Origin of the sequence: Collinsella aerofaciens (assembly GCF_040910245.1) — a bacterium.
In the GTDB taxonomy this organism is placed as follows: domain Bacteria; phylum Actinomycetota; class Coriobacteriia; order Coriobacteriales; family Coriobacteriaceae; genus Collinsella.
Map to the genome: position 1 here is coordinate 1 of NZ_JBDGAY010000032.1, position 17,250 is coordinate 17,250.

At 58.9% G+C, this 17,250-nt stretch carries 16 protein-coding genes; 8 read left to right on the forward strand and 8 right to left on the reverse strand.

The features are described from left to right. Positions 1 to 39: 39 nt before the first annotated feature. Positions 40 to 2,550, reverse strand: a complete 2,511-nt coding sequence (locus AB5Z20_RS09350; RefSeq protein WP_368157095.1) for an ATP-binding protein — start codon at positions 2,548 to 2,550, stop codon at positions 40 to 42. 198 nt (positions 2,551 to 2,748) lie between these two features. Between AB5Z20_RS09350 and AB5Z20_RS09355 the strand changes: the two genes are divergently transcribed. From AB5Z20_RS09355 to AB5Z20_RS09370, 4 genes are all read left to right on the forward strand, one after another. Beyond that, entirely contained in the window at positions 2,749 to 3,174 is a 426-nt protein-coding gene (locus tag AB5Z20_RS09355; RefSeq protein ID WP_117746142.1) for a potassium channel family protein, read from the forward strand. 36 nt (positions 3,175 to 3,210) lie between these two features. After that, positions 3,211 to 3,744: a TIGR00730 family Rossman fold protein gene (locus AB5Z20_RS09360; protein ID WP_117746143.1), complete on the forward strand. Its 534-nt coding sequence runs from the start codon at positions 3,211 to 3,213 to the stop codon at positions 3,742 to 3,744. A gap of 125 nt (positions 3,745 to 3,869) precedes the next feature. Beyond that, positions 3,870 to 5,159 carry a chloride channel protein gene (locus AB5Z20_RS09365; RefSeq protein ID WP_368157097.1) on the forward strand — a complete coding sequence of 430 codons (1,290 nt, stop codon included), beginning with the start codon at positions 3,870 to 3,872 and terminating at the stop codon, positions 5,157 to 5,159. A 35-nt stretch (positions 5,160 to 5,194) separates the two neighbouring features. Continuing rightward, on the forward strand, positions 5,195 to 5,986 hold the full coding sequence (locus tag AB5Z20_RS09370; protein WP_368157099.1) for an EFR1 family ferrodoxin: 792 nt from the start codon (positions 5,195 to 5,197) through the stop codon (positions 5,984 to 5,986). Between the two features lie 15 nt (positions 5,987 to 6,001). Here AB5Z20_RS09370 and AB5Z20_RS09375 read toward each other — a convergent pair whose 3' ends face one another. The 4 genes from AB5Z20_RS09375 to AB5Z20_RS09390 all read right to left on the reverse strand — a co-directional run bounded on the left by AB5Z20_RS09375 (position 6,002) and on the right by AB5Z20_RS09390 (position 9,131). Continuing rightward, positions 6,002 to 6,877, reverse strand: a complete 876-nt coding sequence (locus tag AB5Z20_RS09375; RefSeq protein ID WP_368157101.1) for an EamA family transporter — start codon at positions 6,875 to 6,877, stop codon at positions 6,002 to 6,004. 273 nt (positions 6,878 to 7,150) lie between these two features. Beyond that, positions 7,151 to 7,849 (reverse strand): ABC-2 transporter permease, encoded by a 699-nt coding sequence (locus tag AB5Z20_RS09380; protein ID WP_368157102.1) that lies wholly within the window; start codon positions 7,847 to 7,849, stop codon positions 7,151 to 7,153. Continuing rightward, complete coding sequence (locus AB5Z20_RS09385; RefSeq protein ID WP_368157104.1) at positions 7,846 to 8,727, reverse strand: ABC transporter ATP-binding protein; 882 nt, start codon at positions 8,725 to 8,727, stop codon at positions 7,846 to 7,848. The genes AB5Z20_RS09380 and AB5Z20_RS09385 overlap by 4 nt, the downstream gene beginning before the upstream one ends. Positions 8,728 to 8,750: 23 nt before the next feature. Beyond that, positions 8,751 to 9,131: a GntR family transcriptional regulator gene (locus AB5Z20_RS09390; RefSeq protein WP_195544227.1), complete on the reverse strand. Its 381-nt coding sequence runs from the start codon at positions 9,129 to 9,131 to the stop codon at positions 8,751 to 8,753. A 551-nt stretch (positions 9,132 to 9,682) separates the two neighbouring features. On the opposite strand from AB5Z20_RS09390, the gene AB5Z20_RS09395 reads away from it, so the two are divergent. The 3 genes from AB5Z20_RS09395 (at position 9,683) to AB5Z20_RS09405 (ending at position 12,865) form a co-directional block, all read left to right on the forward strand. Continuing rightward, a complete protein-coding gene (locus AB5Z20_RS09395) occupies positions 9,683 to 11,296 on the forward strand; it encodes a peptide chain release factor 3 (RefSeq protein ID WP_055286676.1) in 1,614 nt (537 codons plus the stop codon). 156 nt (positions 11,297 to 11,452) lie between these two features. Then, entirely contained in the window at positions 11,453 to 12,175 is a 723-nt protein-coding gene (locus AB5Z20_RS09400; protein ID WP_022093974.1) for a VUT family protein, read from the forward strand. Positions 12,176 to 12,184: 9 nt separating this feature from the next. Further along, positions 12,185 to 12,865, forward strand: a complete 681-nt coding sequence (locus AB5Z20_RS09405) for an SDR family NAD(P)-dependent oxidoreductase (protein WP_368157106.1) — start codon at positions 12,185 to 12,187, stop codon at positions 12,863 to 12,865. Positions 12,866 to 12,915: 50 nt separating this feature from the next. Here the strand turns inward: AB5Z20_RS09405 and AB5Z20_RS09410 are convergent, their stop codons facing one another. After that, entirely contained in the window at positions 12,916 to 13,641 is a 726-nt protein-coding gene (locus tag AB5Z20_RS09410; protein ID WP_368157107.1) for a uracil-DNA glycosylase, read from the reverse strand. An 88-nt stretch (positions 13,642 to 13,729) separates the two neighbouring features. Further along, entirely contained in the window at positions 13,730 to 14,632 is a 903-nt protein-coding gene (locus AB5Z20_RS09415; protein ID WP_368157109.1) for a DMT family transporter, read from the reverse strand. A gap of 158 nt (positions 14,633 to 14,790) precedes the next feature. Here AB5Z20_RS09415 and AB5Z20_RS09420 point away from each other — a divergent pair, with 158 nt between their 5' ends. Then, positions 14,791 to 15,657: a LysR family transcriptional regulator gene (locus AB5Z20_RS09420; RefSeq protein WP_368157111.1), complete on the forward strand. Its 867-nt coding sequence runs from the start codon at positions 14,791 to 14,793 to the stop codon at positions 15,655 to 15,657. 27 nt (positions 15,658 to 15,684) lie between these two features. Here AB5Z20_RS09420 and AB5Z20_RS09425 read toward each other — a convergent pair whose 3' ends face one another. After that, a complete protein-coding gene (locus AB5Z20_RS09425; RefSeq protein ID WP_368157113.1) occupies positions 15,685 to 17,067 on the reverse strand; it encodes an MATE family efflux transporter in 1,383 nt (460 codons plus the stop codon). Between the last annotated feature and the right edge of the window lie 183 nt (positions 17,068 to 17,250).

Below are 17,250 nucleotides of genomic sequence, written 5' to 3' on the forward strand. Positions count from 1 at the left end.
GCGCCTTTAGACGCGAGCCCGGGGCCCGTGGGTTATACCCTAAGAGCAAACCACCCTTTTTAAGGGTGGTTCTGATTCTAGCAGCGTCTGGGCAATCTCGGCATTCAATTCGTTGTCTTCGGCGAGCAGCACGTTCATGTCGGTGAGCGAGCAGTCGGGCGCACTCTCAACCGTATTCGCCCGCGCCTGGGGATTCTCGTCGATATCGAGCGGAATCTCCACGTAGAACGAGGTGCCCACATGGAGCTCACTGGTGACTTCGATGGTGCCGCCCATCAGTTCAATAAGCGACTTGACGATTGGCATGCCCATGCCGGTTCCTTGGAACTTGCTGCGCGCATCGTCACCTTCTTGGGCAAACGGCTCATAGATATGCTTTAAAAACTCGGGAGTCATGCCAATGCCGGTATCCGAAACGCTAAAGCAAAAGAGCGCGCGCCCGTTATCGAGTGGCTTGGTCTTTGAACTAAAGGTGACGGAGCCGCCGTGCTTGTTGTACTTAATGCTGTTGTCTAACAGGTTGATCATGATCTGTCGGATATGGGTGGGACTGCCGATCATGTATGGCCCCGTGGCGTACGGCAGACTATTGTCCTGCATGGTGATGCCGTTACTGGACGCGCGGAGCTTGCACAGAACCAGCGTATTGTCACAGAGCTCTTTGAGGTTAAAAGGCGCATGCTCCAGTGTTAGCTTGCGGTCTTCGATTTTGCCCATCTCGAGGATGTCGTTGATTAGCGAGAGCAGGTGATTGGCGGCAACGCGCGCCTTGGCACGGCTCTCGCGGGCGACCTTGATATCGCCTTCCTTCAATTCCTCAATCTCGATAAGGCCCAGGATACCGTTGAGCGGCGTACGGATGTCGTGGCTCATGCGCGTGAGGAATGCCGTCTTAGCGGCGTTGGCAGCGTCGGCTTTTTTGCGCTCGGTTCGAGCGCGCACGAGCGCCCAGATGAGCAGGACGATGCCGACCGACAACATACCGATGAGGGTAGCGGCAATGGCGGTGCGGTTGCGAAAAAGGAATTGAAGCGTGTCTGATTCCTGGGTCGTGTACGACGTGGAGGAGTAATTGCTTGCGGAGAGCGATTCTCCGGCATTGATGATGCCCTTGTTGATGATTCCCAGCAGCTCGGGCTTTCCGCGCGAAATCCAGCACGAGAGCTCACAGGTGTCAGGGAGCTCGACCGTCTCGTAGTCCTTGAAATCATGACGGTCGCCGATGGTTTTTATGCGTGAGCTGGGAGCGACGATGCAGTGCGCCGTTCCCTTCCTGAGGGCGTCGAACGCTTCATCGTCGGATTGGTATTCGGTCACGGTCGCTGTGGGGAACAGACTTTCAAGTGCATTTTTGTTGACAAACGATGATTTGGTACAGGCGATGTTCTGAAGGTCTTTGTTCAGGTCGCTGCCGGTGTGGATGGCGGTGAGGGATATGGTCCCCAACGATATCGACTGCACAACGCCTGATTGCTCGGCAAACCAGTAATCTCGGTATACCGGCAGCACAACGTCTATGCTTCCCTTTGACAGGGCATTTGACATCATCTTGTAGCTATCAAAGGCGACGGTTTTGACCGTAATGCCAAATTTATCGTGCAACGTCGTCGCAAGCGATGCGAGCGAGCCTTCCATTTCGCCGTTTTCGTCTTCGTTGCAGTAGGGGAGTCTGCCCGTAATGTAGCCGAGCGTGATGGTGTTGTCATTTGTTTTGAGCCAGGAACGTTCGGGGCCGTTGAGCGATGATGAACCGCTGTTTTGGGCCGAGTAGTTAGATTTGACTTCGTCGATATAGCGTGGGTTGACGCGGGCGATTGCCGACATGGCGGCATTGATGTCGTCCATCAGGTCGGGGCGGCTTTTGGGGACGGCAAAATAGTAGTCGCTCGAACCAATGTAGAACATGGGGGAGGCGCTGGGTGACGAGGTCGTGTCGTTCATGATGATGGCATCGACCTCGTTGTTTGCGAGCGCGTCAAAGAGGGCACCGCCAGTGTTGATTTCTTTATAGGTGCAGGTAATGCCTTCGTTGGCGAGCCACTGCTGGCCAACGAAGGTTTGCATAACGCCGGGGTTGCAGCCGATGGTAAGGCCTTGGAGCGCTTGGGGGTCACCCTTGGCCAGATCGTCGCGATCGGGCTTGGCGTAGATGAAGTAGCGCTCGGTGCCCTCGGGGTTCGAGGAAAAGAGCAGCTTTTGGGCACGTTCCTCGGAGTAGGAGATGTTGGGCATGAGGTCGATCTCGCCCGCCTCGAGCATGTCCAAAAGCTCGGTGAAGGTGCCGGAGACGTATTCGTACCGCCAGCCGGGCGTGTAGTACGACAGGGTCTGGAGGTACTCGTAACCCCATCCCGAGAGACGCTCGCCGGGGGTGCCGTCCTGGAAGCCCTCGTTGTTGACGAGCCAACCAACGCGGACCGTCTTGACTGGCTGACTAGAGTCATCGGCAAAAGCCTGAACAGGCGCGATTGAACTCAGCACGGCAAGCGCGGCAAGCACAATGGTCAGGGCGCGACATATAACTGAACGAAGGGCAGTGGCAGCTCTCACATGCAATCCTAACGAATCGAGACATTACCGCATAAGGATACCAGCTCAGCCTGCCCAGTTGGCAGCTGTACCGCTAAACGCTCCCGCCCGGCAGCTGGGGACAGTCCCTTTCTGCCGGCACAAAAGGAACGTCCTTAGCTGCCGGTTGTGGGACAATACCGGGCGAACGTGATTGGGCGTCTGGGAAAAGGGGTCGCGATGAACAAGTTGAGGACGCTTGCCGATGTGCTGCGACAGGCTGGCTTTGCGCGCATCACGGGTCTGTTTCTTATCTTTTACCTGCTGTGCTCGACGGCTGTCTGGCTGTCCGAGCCTACGACCCTCACCTTTGGCGATGGACTTTGGTTTAGCTTCGAGACGGTCTCGACCATCGGCTTTGGCGACATTCCGGCCGAAACACCGGTTGCCCGCGCTATTACCGTCGTCTTGAGCGTTATTAGTATCTTCTACATCGCCATGCTCACGGGCGTGGCGGTGAACTACTGCAATACGCTCATCAAGATGCGTCAAAAGGACACCATGGCGCGCTTTATGGACGATCTTGAGCATTTGGAAGAGCTCGATCGCGACCAGCTCGCCGACCTGTCGCGCCGCGTGCGCGAATATCGGCGCCGCCAACGCTAGAGCGGGCGCCGCGCGTCACGATGAGGGGGACTGAATATGAATATCACCGTGTATCTGGGTGCCAGTGTCGGTAACGACCCAGCATTTCTGCCTGCGGTACAGGAGCTGGGCAACTGGATTGGCGCCAACGGACACGCGTTGGTATACGGCGGGTCCAAATCGGGCCTGATGGGTGCGCTCGCCGATAGCGTGCTCGATGCTGGCGGACACGTGACGGGTGTTGAGCCGAGCTTTTTTATCGAGGCCGAGTTTCAACATGACGGTATCGACGACCTCATCGTGACGAGTGATATGGCCGAGCGCAAAGCCAAGATGATTGAGCTCGGCGATGCGTTCATCGCCTTTCCCGGTGGGACGGGCACGCTCGAGGAGATTGCCGAGGTCATGTCCGCGGTGTCGTTGGGGCACCTGAGTGCTCCGTGCATCCTGTATAACCTGGACGGTTACTACAACGACCTCAAGGCGCTGCTCGGGCACATGATTGATAAAGGGCTTTCGAGCCCGAGGCGCCAGCACGGCATCTACTTTGCCGACGATTTGCGCGAGATTGTCTCGATTATCAACGGATGAGTCTTGAGCCTGTCCCGCTATGGCTCCCAATGGTGCCGTTTGCGGCGCAGACGGTTGGCTCGTTCGGGCAACGCTCGCTCTACAATAAAACATAACTATATCGACTTTGACCGCGGGAGGACCCGATGGATAAGCTCGCTAAACCCACGAACCGAGCGCTGTTTTTGGCCAGCGTTGCTGTGACCGGCGCACTCGCGGGTGCCGCAGTCTGGCTGTTCTTTTTTGCGATGGAGCACGGTATCGACTATCTATGGACAGAGATTCCGCACGCGCTGGGCGTCGCTTCGCCCGAGCTTGCCAGCGGCCCGTTTGGCTTTTTGCCGTATCCGTTTTTTGTCTGCCTGCTGGGCGGCCTGCTAATCGGTCTGTACGAAAAGATGACGGGCACCAGGACCGATGACCTCAACCAGGTGATGGCTAAGGTCAAGCAAGACGGGCACTACCCCTACGACAACCTGGGCAAGCTTTCGCTCGCGGCATTGCTGCCGCTGCTGTTTGGCGGCAGCATTGGACCGGAGGCCGGCCTGACCGGTGTTATCGCGGGTCTGTGCAGCTGGGTCGGCGACCGCATGCGTCGCTTTGGCGCCGAGTTTAGGGAGCTCACGCTGCTGGGCACCCAGGCTGCCCTGACGGCGCTCTTTACGGCGCCCGTCTTTGGCTTCGTGGCACCGCTCGCCGGTAGCGCCGACGGCGACGAGGGCTCTGCGTCCGGCGAGGTCACCATCAAGTTGCCCAAGGCGCAAAAGACGATGGTCTACGGCATTGCGATTGCCGGCGGTCTGGGCACCTACCTGCTGCTTGGCCAGCTTGTGGGCGGCGGCATGGGCATGCCCAGGTTCGAGTCCGCCGAGGTGGGCAACTTGGAACTTGCCTGGCTCATTCCGTTGGCGTTGGTCGGCACCGTTTGCGGCTGGCTGTACTTTGTCTCCGAGCATGCAAGCGAGGCGCTGTCCCATGCAATAGGTGATTGTCCTGTCGTCAAAGCCATGCTGGCCGGTCTGGCGCTCGCCATCTGCGGCACGGTCCTGCCCTACACCATGTTTGCCGGCGAGACCCAGGCCGACGTGCTCATGGAAACCTACCTGACCATTCCCGCCGGCGTGCTTATCGCGACCGGTCTTGTCAAAGCCATGCTGACCCCCGCCCTCATCAACTTGGGTTGGCGCGGAGGCCACTTCTTCCCCGTTATCTTCTCGGGCGTAAGCCTGGGCTATGGTCTTGCCATTCTTACCGGTGCCGATCCGGTCTTTTGCGTCGCCGTCTGCACGGCCTCGACGATGGGCGCTGTCATGCGCCAGCCGGTCATGGTCGTGGGCCTGCTGCTCATGTGCTTCCCACTCAAGGGTATCGTCTGCATGATCATCGCCGCAGCCATCGCCGCCGGCGTTCCACTGCCCAAGCCGCTGCGCAAGTAGCGCGCTTTTTCACGAGTCAATTCCAGAGGTGCGAGATGATTCTGTACTTTAGCGCGACGGGGAACAGCGATCATGTGGCGCGTCGCATTGCAGCGGCGACAGACGACAAAGTTATGTCGATTGAGCGCTTTGATGCCGAGATCCTTCACCTTGCTGTGATGGAAGGCCCCCGTCGGCTGGGGTTTGTCGCCCCGGTATACGCCTGGGGCTTGCCGACGCCAATGATCGAGTTTTTGAAGACTGTCGACCTATCGGTTGCTGCCGGCACAAAGGGCGGCGAGCGCCCCTATACGTTCTATGTCTCGACATATGGTTCGACGACTGGGCAATCGGCCAAGTTCGCCCGCGATCTGCTACACGAGCGTGGGCTCGAGTTAGATGCGGCGATGAGCGTCAAGATGCCCGATACCTGGACGCCTGTTTTCGACCTGTCTGACCCTCAAAAGGTTGAGGGTATCAATAGGGCTGCCGAGGCGCAGATTGATGCCGTGATCGAGGCGGTGCGGGCGCGCCGCACGGGCAACATGATGCGCCATCGCGTGCCTCTGTTTGCATCGTGCGCGTATCACGCAATTGGGCTGCCGCGCATGCAACAGACGAGCAAGTTTGCTGTCGATGCCGATCGCTGCATCGGCTGCGGCCTGTGTGCCAAGCGCTGCCCCATGGCGGCGATTGAGATGCGAGGCGGCCTTCCCGTCTGGACAAAGCCGGAGTGCGCAGCCTGCCTTCGTTGCCTGCACTGTTGTCCCAAATTTGCCATCTCGCACGGTAAGCGCACGGCATCCCACGGTCAGTACAGGCATCCCAGGCCAGGTGTGAGGATGTAGCGGCCGCTGGCCGCGCTACTTCCAAACTGCGAGCGCGGCGGTGCCCAGGACGATGAGGGCGAGACCGATGGCGCTGCGTCGTGAGAGTTTTTCGTTGAATGCCAGGCGCGCAAATAGTACCGATACGACAATCGATAGTTTGTCGATCTGCACCACGACACTCACCTGGCCTGCAGCGATGGCATAGTAATAGAGCAGCCACGATGCTCCGGTCGCGATGCCCGATGTTGCGAGAAATGTGAGTTCGCGCCGGTCAGCGTGCGCGACCTGCTCCAGTTTTCCCTTGGCTGCCACGATTGCCCATGCCATAACCAGTACCACACAGGTACGGATTGCCGTGGCCAGGTTGGACTCGACGCCTTCGATGCCAACCTTGGCAAGGATGGACGTGAGCGCCGCGAACGCGGCGGCACCGAGGGCGTAAGCGAGCCAGGTCCGGTCTTGCTGCTGCTCGGGTCCGGCGGACTGCTTCTTCTCGATCATTAAAAATGTGCCGAGGGTGATGACAGCGGTTCCCACGAGCTTAACCGCAAGGTTGCTCGTCTCGCCAAAAAGCACGATGGCGATCAGTGCAGCGAGTACGGTGCTCATCTTGTCGACTGGTACGACCTTATTGACGTCTCCGATGCCCAACGCCTTAAAGTAACAGATCCACGAAGCACCGGTGGCGAGTCCCGAGAGGACGAGAAAGAGCCAGGATCTGGATTCGATGCTGCCAATGGTTCCAATGGATCCAGAAATGCCCGCCATTGCCCAGGCGAAAACGAGCACCACGCAGGTGCGAATGGCCGTCGCGACATCGGAGTCGGTCTGCTTGATGCCGCATTTGGCCAGGATAGATGTGATGCCGGCAAAGAAAGCCGACACAAATGCTGCTGCGACCCACGACACGGGTGAAATGCCTCCCCAAAGAACGACCGCGCCAGATTACGGCGCTCGTCCGATGATACCGTCCCGCCATGAAGCTTTGATATCGCTGTGGTGAGACAGGGGCCATAGCTCGAGAGGGCATTTGGTTAAGGCTCGAATCGAAGATATGCTGTCGGCTTCTCTTTGGTTGCCGAGATCTAAACGGCATGTCGTGAAGGGTGGTAGCGACGTTGTTGCTGCTTCTTCTTATCTAGTAAATGAGGTGGGGTGCCGCCCAAGCCCTTTAGCTGTCGATTACAGGTCGCGTGCTCGATAGACCTTGATGCTGATGGTGCAGCTGATTGCACATAGCACGAGGGCCAGTACGGCAATTCCTGCGCACAGACAGCCAAGGACGGCGGGATCGGGATTCGCTCCGGCAATCGACATGAGCCAGTTGCTGATGGGGTTGGAGGAACTCAACGTTGCCATGGTAAGGCACCCGAGCATGGCAAACAGGCCGACGGATAGGCGCAGCGCCTCCATGTGTCCAAATCGAAAGAACAGCGGCTGCGCCAAAAACACCATCATGAGGGAAATGAGCATCGAGGCTGCCGAGGCGATTGCGATTTCAAAGACCGTCTGTCCCGTCGAAGTAATGCCCGCGCTGTTGAAGAGCGGGATGGCGACGATACTCAAAAGCGTAGCTGCACATGCCATGACGGCGGAGAAGACAATAACGCTCAGGTAGCGTGCACAAATAATGTCTTTGCGCGAGAAGGGCAGCGTTGCCCGATAACGCTCCCAGCTATTTTGATTGTCGAAGCCGGCCAGCGAGCTCATGACCATGATGGGCGACATGGCACTGACCGCACAGGCGCCGGCACTTGTGCCAGAGTCGCCGACCGACGTGTTGGCGAGGGACAGCACGACGAATAAAAACAGGCCGACGCCCGCGATGCTCGGGATGAGCGTGCGAACGATGGCGAGTTCGGACATAAAGGCGCGTTTCATTTCGAAGCCCCTTTCAGCATGAGGCGCAGATAGTCATCAATGGTTGCCCGATCGCAGGGAATCTCGGGGAAGGCCTCGAGTGTTTCGCGACGGTTGGGTACGAGTACGTCCACGCTGTAGGCATGACGGGTGGCGCGGGCGCCTTCGACGCAAGCCATCAGCTCGACAGCTTGCGCCTGGGTGCAGCGGGCGATGCCGGCGCGGTCGGTAATGTCCTCGCGCGGCATATCGAACACGATCGAGCCGTTATCGATGCAGATAACACGGTCGGCGGCACGTTCGAGATCGGATGTAATGTGGCTCGAGAACAATACGCCGTGCTGTCCGTCGGCAACAAAGGCGAGCAGCTCGTCGAGCAGTTCCTCGCGTGCCATGGGGTCGAGGCCTGCCGTGGCTTCGTCCAGGATGAGCAGCTCGGCCTTGTGGCTGAGCGCACACGCGAGCTGCAGCTTCATACCCATGCCGCGGGAGAGGTCTTTGACCTTTGCCTTGGGGTCGAGGCCAAATCGATCGATGAGGCCGGTGAACGTGTCATGGTTCCAGGTGGGGTACGCTGAGCCTACGAGTGCCTCGACCTCGGCCACCTTGAGCGTGGAAGGGAAGGGGCACGTGTCCAGGACAAGACCGATGTGGGAACGCAGGCAGCGCTGCGCCTCACCGGGTGCGTCGGCGCCACAGTGCTGCCCAAACAGGTGTACCTCGCCGGCATCGAGTTTGATAAGCCCAAGCGCGGCTCGAATCGTCGTTGTTTTGCCGGCACCGTTGGCACCCACAAAGCCGACGATCTGGCCAGGCTCCACGGCAAGCGTGACGTCGCGCAGCGAAAAACGGTCACTCACATGGCGTGAGATGCCTTTGAGTTCTAAAAGGTTTTGCATGGTATAGCCTTTCTTGCAGATGGCTACTGCATGGTTTCGGGGGCTACCAGGTCGAGCATCTCGTGCAGCTTGTCGCGCGTGACGCCCAGGGCCTCGGCTTGGCTTGCCGCTTTCGCGAGCAGCTCTTCGATATGGCAGAGCTGGTTTTCACGCAAGAGCTCTTGGTTGCCGTCGGCGACAAAACAGCCCTTGCCCTGCACGGTGCAGATAAACCCGAGCTGCTCCAGGTCGGCGTAGGCGCGCTTGGTGGTGATGACGCTCACGCCAAGATCGCTCGCGAGTGCACGGATGCTGGGGAGTTTGGCTCCCGCAGCGAGTGTGCCCGAAAGGATCTGAGCTTTGACCTGCGAGGCTATTTGCTCGTAGATGGGCTTGTCGCTCGAATTGGATAGGATGATGTCCACAGCGGCTCCTTAGCTGTTGGGCTACACGTGTATATAACCGGTAAGCACAGTATATATACACTATGCACAGTTACGCAAGAGGCAAATAGGGATTGTCCGTTCGTTCATCCATCTCAATCTGTAACATCTGGAACCGATTTGGACGGCTACCTGTTACAGATTGAGATTTTGCTGGCGGGCCCCACCTGTTTGTCTAAATCTGTAACAACTGGAGAAGATTTTGGCTGGTAGATGTTATAGATCGAGACATTGGCCACCCGTCTACCCTTATATCTCAATCTGTAACAGATGGACCCGTTTTGAGTGGCTAGATGTTACAGATCGAGATCTTTCTGGGACGTCCACCTGTTTGTCTAAATCTGTAACAGGTAGAGGTTCAAAAACCGTCTAGATGTTACAGATCGAGACGAACTGCTGCGGAGTGCCGCCATCGACTGCTACCTAGGCCCCAACTGATGAATTTGTCCTGATAGGTGCCCTATGCCGAGATTTCGCGGCTACAATAGTACGGTTACATCGACGTAATGCACTTAATGCAAGAAAGGATCCGCATGGCAAGCCTGTCGGATGAAATCTCGTCGCGCCGCACATTCGCGATCATCAGCCACCCGGACGCCGGTAAGACCACGCTTACCGAGAAGCTGCTGCTCTATACCGGCAGCATCCAGACTGCCGGCTCGGTCAAGGGCAAGAGCTCGGCCAAGCATGCCGTCTCGGACTGGATGGACATCGAGAAGGAGCGCGGTATCTCCGTTACCTCCTCGGTGCTGCAGTTCACCTACAACGGCGCCTGCGTCAACATCCTCGATACCCCCGGCCACCAGGACTTCTCGGAGGATACCTACCGTACCCTTATGGCCGCCGACGCCGCGGTCATGGTCATCGACGGCGCTAAGGGCGTCGAGGCCCAGACCAAGAAGCTCTTTAAGGTCTGCACGCTGCGCCACATTCCCATCTTCACCTTTGTGAACAAGCTCGACCACGAGGCTCGCGATCCGTTTGAGCTCATGGAAGAGATCGAGAACGTCCTGGGTATCAATACGTATCCCATGAACTGGCCGATCGGCAGCGGCCGCAATTTCCGCGGTGTGTTCGATCGTCAGACCCGTCGCGTTATCGCCTTTGAGGGCGACGGTCACGCCAACGCCACCAAGAAGGTCGCCGAGGTCGAGGCTGAGCTGGGCGATCCTTCCATGGACGAGCTCATCGGCGAGGAGAACCATAAGAACCTAATGGACGACATCGAGCTGCTCGATGGTGCCGGCGACGAGCTCGACTTGGATGCCGTGGCCTGCGGCAAGCTGAGCCCGGCGTTCTTTGGCTCGGCGCTCACCAACTTTGGCGTGGAGCCATTCCTTAAGGAGTTCCTGCGTCTGGCCCCGACGCCGCGCGCCTATACCGATACGCTCACCAGCGAACCGGTCGATCCCTGCCGCGACGACTTTAGCGGCTTTGTGTTTAAGATCCAGGCCAACATGGACAAGAACCACCGTGACCGCATCGCCTTTGTGCGCATTTGCTCGGGCAAGTTCGAGCGCGGCATGGACGCCTTCCACGTGCAGGGCAACCGCAAGCTCAAGCTTGCCACGGGCACGTCGATGATGGCCGATGACCGCGCCATCGTGGACGAGGCGTACGCGGGCGATATCGTGGGCCTGTTCGACCCGGGTATCTTTAGCATCGGCGACACTGTGTGCTCCGGCAAGCGCCATGTGCAGTATCCGCAGATCCCGACGTTTGCCCCCGAGATGTTCGCTCGCATTACGCAGGTCGACACGCTCAAGCGCAAGCAGTTCGTCAAGGGCATGGAGGAGCTTGCCCAGGAGGGCGCCATCCAGATCTTCCGCGAGCTGGGTGCCGGCATGGAGAGCGTCATCGTGGGCGTGGTCGGCGTGCTGCAGTTTGAGGTGCTCGAGCGTCGCCTTAAGGCCGAGTACCGTGTTGAGGTTCGTCGCCAGCCGCTGCCCTATACGGACATCCGCTGGATCCAAAACGACCCCGATACCATCGATATCCCGGGTCTTTCGCTCACGCGCGACACGTTGCGCGTCGAGGACATGCGCGGCGGCAAGCTGCTGCTGTTCACGAGCCCGTGGAACGTGGATTGGGCAACCGACCACAACCCCGACCTTATCCTGTCGGAGTTTGGCAACGTAGCCTTTTAACGCATCGGCGCGGTGGTCCTGCGGGGCTGCCGCGCCGTTTGCTTGCCTGATGCCGTGTGAGCGGCTATCATACCCACCGTCGTCTTAAGACCGAGGCGTCCGAGCAGTTCGGGTCCGATATCCTGCTCGTTAAACCTAAAACCAAAGGAGTACATAATGATCAAGAAGGTTATGGAGGACTACAAGGTCCTGTTGCGGAGCATTCCCGCGGCAACGGTTTCGCTGTTTTTCGTGAGCGTCATCATGATGAACCTGCTGGCCAACAAGGAGCTTATCAGCCTGCCGTATCTGGCACTCGATTGCGGGTTTGTGGTGAGCTGGGTTTCGTTTTTGTGCCAGGACATGATCTGCAAGCGCTTTGGCGCCAAGGCATCCATCAAAATCTCTATCCTCGCGCTGCTGGTCAACTTGGCCGTGAGCCTGTGCTTTTGGGCATGCTCGCTCACGCCCGGCATGTGGGGCGCTTACTACGACACGGGCATGATCGAGGTCAACACCGCCCTTAACGCCACCATCGGCGGCACCTGGTACGTGGTGTTGGGCTCTTCGCTGGCAATGCTCGTTTCTGCCGTGGTTAACTCCACGCTCAACCAGTCGCTCGGCCGTATGCTCAAAAAGAATAACTTTGCGAGCTTCGCCTTCCGTTCCTATGTGTCCACGGGTGTTGGCCAGTTTATCGACAACCTGGTCTTTGCCATTGTGGTGAGCCACACGTTCTTTGGTTGGACCTGGGTGCAGGTCCTTATGTGCTCGCTGACGGGTGCCGTTGCCGAGCTGCTGTGCGAGGTCTTCCTGAGCCCCGTGGGCTACAAGGTCGTGCGCGGCTGGGAGCGCGAGAACGTGGGCTCCGAGTACCTCGAGCGCCACGCAACCGCCTAAGGAGCAAGTATGCGGGTTTTGATCACGGGCGCTTCGGGCGGTATCGGAGCCGCGTGCGTGCAGAGTTTTTTGGACGAGGGTCACGAGGTCGTGGGCTTTGATCTTTTGCCGGCGGCGGTCGAACATGAGCGCTACCGCCATCTGATCGTTGATGTCCGCGAGCCGGACTCGTTTCCGGTCGACCTTGAGCCTCAGGTAATCGTGAACGTTGCCGGTACGCAGGATTCGGCCGACGACATCGCCGCCAACCTGTGTGGCACCATCAATGTGACCGAGCGCTATGCCTTTATGGGGGAGGGGCTTGCCGCCAAGCCGGCGCCGGCTATCAAATCCGTGGTCAATGTGGGGTCGGCGAGTGGGCATACGGGATCGGAGTTTCCCGCCTATGCCGCCAGCAAGGGCGGCGTTATCGCCTACACCAAGAACCTTGCAAACCGTCTAGCGCCGCAGGCCATCGCCAACAGTGTGGACCCGGGCGGCGTTATCACGCCGCTCAACCGTTGCGTGATGGAAGACGAGCACCTGTGGAACCAGATTATGGAGCTCACGCCGCTTAAACGCTGGGCCACCGCCCAAGAGATTGCCGAGTGGATCTACTTTGTGGGCGTGACCAACCGGTTTATGACCGGACAGAGTCTGCTAATCGATGGCGGCGAGGCCGGCCGCACGCAATTTATTTGGCCCGAATAGGAAACGCGCCCGATGGAAAGCCGTCGGGCGCATTTTTGATGTATCGATTTTTAGTCGAGGCAAGTCCAGTTGACGGGGGTCGAGCCGTGCTGTTCGAGTAGCCGATTGGCAGCGGAGAAGGGGCGCGATCCCATAAAGGCGGGGAGTTCTGCCGTGGCACGGTTGGCCGAAAGCGGCGAGGGGTGCGTGGATGCCAGGCAGAACTTGCCGGTTGCCTTGCCCGCCCCGGTTGCGGCGAGCTTGCCTTCAACCATCTGCTGGGCAAAGCGACCCCATGCCAAAAAGACGACCGACTGGGGCAGCTGGCAGCAGCGTTCGATAACGTAGTCGGTGAGCGTGCTCCAGCCTAGTTTGGCGTGCGAGTTCGCGGCGTGTTCGCGCACGGTGAGCGTAGTGTTGAGAAGCAGGACTCCCTGTTGTGCCCATGGCGTTAGATCTCCTGTGGCGGGAATGGGGCAACCCAGATCGGCATTGAGTTCCTTGTAGATGTTGCGCAAACTCGGCGGCAACTTGGTTTGCGTCGCGGGGACCGAGAACGACAGCCCCATGGCCTGGTTGGGTCCGTGATAGGGGTCTTGACCCAAGATGACAACTTTGACCTGGTCGGCCGGCGTGTAGGCGAGGGCATTGAGGATGTCGTCTTGTGCCGGGTAGATAGTCTGCTCGGCACGCAAAAGGGCGATGCGCTCGAGCAGCTGGTTCGTCGTGTCACGTACCGGCTGCGGCGCATCGCCCAACCAAGTTGCTATGTTGCGGTCGCGAGTTGCGGTGTCCATGGGGCTCCTTTATGGCAGATGCTCTGTCGGTATCTATTGTAAAGGCGCACCGGTTGCCTTTATGCCACGGCCGTATGAAGAGTGGGGTCTACGAGACGTGCTCGGGCGCTCCTGCCATGCGAGCCTGTTCGTGTGCGCGGAGGCGCGGAAGCTCGACGGTTGCCACCATGACGCCGGTGAGGATGAGGGCGGCGCCAAAGAAGGCGATGGGGCTCAGGACCTCGCCAACCAGAAAGAACGAAAAGACAGCGGAGCAGACCGGCTCAAGCGAGAAGGCGAAGCCGGTGGTCTCGGCGGGCACGTGGGGCTGCACGAGCGTCTGGGTGATAAAGCCATAGGCAGAGCAGATGAGTGCGAGCGCGACGACAACGACGATCTCGCTGGGCGTACTGGGAAGCGTGAAACCGCCAAAGGTGAATGCGGCGATGCCCGAGAACAAGCCGCCGAAGCCCAGCTGCCAAACGCCCAGAGCAAGTGGATCGACATCTTCGACAAAGCGCTTGGCGACAATGATGTGTCCGGCGTAGACAAAGGCGGAGAGCAGCATGATGAGCGCGCCCGGGTTCAGGCTGGTGAAGTCGGCGCCCGAGAGCAGCAACATACCGCAGGTGACGATGGCGGTGCCGACGAGCACTTTGCGCTCGGGGGCGCGACGCAGCAGGGCGGCGTTGGCAAACGGTACGATCACGACCGTCAGGCTCTGCAAAAAGCCGGCGGTGGAGGCGGAGGTGAGGCTGGAGCCCAGGCACATGCAGGTGAGCTCGGTTGCCATAATGGCGCCGATGATGGCGGCACGGACCATAAGGTCGCGGTTGATGCGCAACGCGTGCTTGTGGAAGAGCAGCAGGCAGACCACAAAGGCAATGATGCAGCGTAGCGCGACGATGCTCGTGGCGTTCATGCTGTCCATACCGATCTTCATGAGGGGATACGAAAAGCCCCATGCGACGGGAACGGAAAATGAGAGCGCGATTGCTTTTTTGCGATCCATGGGACTCCTTTTGTTACAGAACGGTTTCGCAAAAAGGATTCTGCTCCCAGATTTGGATGTAGTAAAGCGAATGTATCTTCAGTATGATTAAGAAATGCTAAAGTAGGCACGAAAAGCCCTGGCAAAACGTTTTACAGCTACATCGATGTGGAGGCACGATGGCATCGCGGTATCAGATTGTTTGTATGGTGGTCGATTGCGGCAGTCTGAAACGTGCGGCGGACGAGCTGGGCTATACGCAAAGCGCGGTGAGCCAGGCCGTCAAGGCGCTCGAGCGCGAGCTGGGCACCACGCTTATCGAGCGTGGTAAGCAGGGCGTTTCGCTTACGCGCGACGGTAAACAATATCTGCCGTACCTGCGCCAGATTGTGACCGCCGAGGTCGAGCTCGAGGGCAAGCGCCAAGAGCTGCTGGGGCTTTCGTCGACCGATATTCGCATCGCGACGTTTACTAACGTGAGTCGTACCGTGCTGCCGCGTGTGATCCGCGACTTTGGTGCGCTGCACCCGGGCGTACGCTTTACCCTCAAACAGGGCGATTACACGCGCAACGCTCAATGGGTGCACGATGGCGTGGTTGATTTTTGCTTTACGGCGCGCGGATTTACCGCTGGGCTCGAGAAGCGCGTGGTCTATCACGACGAGCTGGTGGCATTGTTGCCGGCCGCGCATCCGCTGGCGGCAAAGGAAAAGGTGACGCTCGCCGACCTGGCGTCCGAGCCGTTTGTACTGTTGGATGAGGGCGAACAGAGTCTGGTGCTCGATGCATTCGCGGCGCATGGGCTGTCGCCGCACGTGACGAGCGAGGTGACCGACGACTACACCATCATGGCGATGGTGGAGGAGGGCCTGGGCGTGAGCATGCTCTACCGTCGTACTGTGGAGGGCATGCGGGCCGATATTCGCGTGCGGCCCATCGTGCATGCCCCCTCGCGCGACGTGGTGGCCGCCTGGCGCAGCTGGGACACCATGCCCATCGCCACGAGGCGCTTTATCGACTATATGAGCTCGCATATTGTCAATTAATGGCTGGTGTGGCGTTGAGTGCGGTGTTTAGCGGGCTGTCGCTTTGGCTTTGGTGGCGCGATAGGTGCGTGCCGGGTGGCAAAGTAGTACCGCCACGACCATAAAGAACGCCGTGGTGCCCAGGCTGATGGGGTAAACCATCATGATGTTCGCAAAGGTGCGGAAGTGCGGGAACACGCAGAACACCCAGTAGAAGCGAATGCCGCAGACACAGATCATGGTGATGAGGGCGGGCATGAGCGAGATGCCAAAGCCGCGCAGGTAGCCGGACATGTTTTCGTAGAACATGCTAAAGGCGTACGCCGGGAAGATCGAACATACGCGGATATAGCCGATCGAGACGATGTTGGGGTCGCTGTTAAAGGGCGACAAAATCTCGCGCCCCAGGCCGACAATAACGATGATCGTGGTGAGTGCAACGATACCGCCTTCGACCAGGCAGACCTTGAGCGTCTTGGTGCAGCGGTCGATCTGGCGGGCACCGTGATTTTGTCCCACAAAGGTGGTGCACGCCTGGCTAAAGCTGTTGAGCAGGTTGTAGCACACGTACTCCAGACTCATGGCGGCGCTCGATGCTGCCATGACCTCGGTGCCCAGGCTGTTGATGGCGGACTGGATGATGATGTTGGCGACGGCAAAGACAGCGCTTTGGATGCCGGCGGGCAGGCCGATCTTGACGATGCGCTTGAGGGCGACGGGGTCGATAGCCAAGTCGCGTGGGGTGACGCGGATGACGGAGTCGGTCTTGAGCAGGCGGATAAAGAGCGTAGCGGCGCTGACGGTGTAGGCGATGGCGGTGGCGATGGCGACGCCCGCGACGCCCCAGTGAAGTACGGGGACAAAGATGAGGTCCAGGCCAATGTTGAGGACGGTGGACACGGCAAGCGCCTGCAGCGGCATGCGGGTGATGCCGACGGAGCGGAAGATTGCGGCTTCAAAGTTGTAGAGCAAGATTGAGGGCATGCTGAGCAAAAAGACGCGTAGGTAGAGCGAAGCGAGCGGCATGGTTTCGGCGGGAACGTTGAGCGCGGCGAGCATGGGCTCGGCAAAGATCTCGCCCAGAGCGATGACGACAAAGCCCACGAGCGCCATTAAAATCGAGGTATGGACGGCGCGTTTGACCATGTTCTGATCGTTGCGGCCGATAGCGTTGGCGATGACCACGTTGGAGCCAAGCGATATGCCAATAAACAGGTTGAGCATAAGACTGGTAAGCGGAACATTGGAGCCGACCGCCGCCATGGCGAGGGTTCCCTGGTCGCCCGAGAAGTTACCGATGATGACCGTGGCGATGAGGTTCGATAGCTGCTCCAAGATGCTCGTGGCGGCCACGGGGAAGGCGAACAGGGGAATATTGCGCCACAGCGAGCCGGTTGTCATGTCAATGTGCTTAGATGCGGTATCAGCCATACGCTCTCAATCTCTAACATGCTCTTTCGTGCTTATTTGCGCAGACGATGATACTCCTAATCGACTAGTCATTGGGTGTTCCTATAGTTTTGTCAACCGTCGGGGCTACTCCCGGTAGGGCACCCGGTCGCGCATCACGGCGTATATCGCCCTGAGCCGCTTCCTCGCGACGGCCTTGAGCGC

Coding starts and splice junctions, on each gene's coding strand:
- AB5Z20_RS09425 (WP_368157113.1), bottom strand. CDS start 17,067: ATGGCTGATACCGCATCTAAGCACATTGACATGACAACCGGCTCGCTG.
- AB5Z20_RS09395 (WP_055286676.1), top strand. CDS start 9,683: ATGGCAAGCCTGTCGGATGAAATCTCGTCGCGCCGCACATTCGCGATC.
- AB5Z20_RS09355 (WP_117746142.1), top strand. CDS start 2,749: ATGAACAAGTTGAGGACGCTTGCCGATGTGCTGCGACAGGCTGGCTTT.
- AB5Z20_RS09420 (WP_368157111.1), top strand. CDS start 14,791: ATGGCATCGCGGTATCAGATTGTTTGTATGGTGGTCGATTGCGGCAGT.
- AB5Z20_RS09370 (WP_368157099.1), top strand. CDS start 5,195: ATGATTCTGTACTTTAGCGCGACGGGGAACAGCGATCATGTGGCGCGT.
- AB5Z20_RS09415 (WP_368157109.1), bottom strand. CDS start 14,632: ATGGATCGCAAAAAAGCAATCGCGCTCTCATTTTCCGTTCCCGTCGCA.
- AB5Z20_RS09360 (WP_117746143.1), top strand. CDS start 3,211: ATGAATATCACCGTGTATCTGGGTGCCAGTGTCGGTAACGACCCAGCA.
- AB5Z20_RS09385 (WP_368157104.1), bottom strand. CDS start 8,727: ATGCAAAACCTTTTAGAACTCAAAGGCATCTCACGCCATGTGAGTGAC.
- AB5Z20_RS09405 (WP_368157106.1), top strand. CDS start 12,185: ATGCGGGTTTTGATCACGGGCGCTTCGGGCGGTATCGGAGCCGCGTGC.
- AB5Z20_RS09410 (WP_368157107.1), bottom strand. CDS start 13,641: ATGGACACCGCAACTCGCGACCGCAACATAGCAACTTGGTTGGGCGAT.
- AB5Z20_RS09380 (WP_368157102.1), bottom strand. CDS start 7,849: ATGAAACGCGCCTTTATGTCCGAACTCGCCATCGTTCGCACGCTCATC.
- AB5Z20_RS09400 (WP_022093974.1), top strand. CDS start 11,453: ATGATCAAGAAGGTTATGGAGGACTACAAGGTCCTGTTGCGGAGCATT.
- AB5Z20_RS09365 (WP_368157097.1), top strand. CDS start 3,870: ATGGATAAGCTCGCTAAACCCACGAACCGAGCGCTGTTTTTGGCCAGC.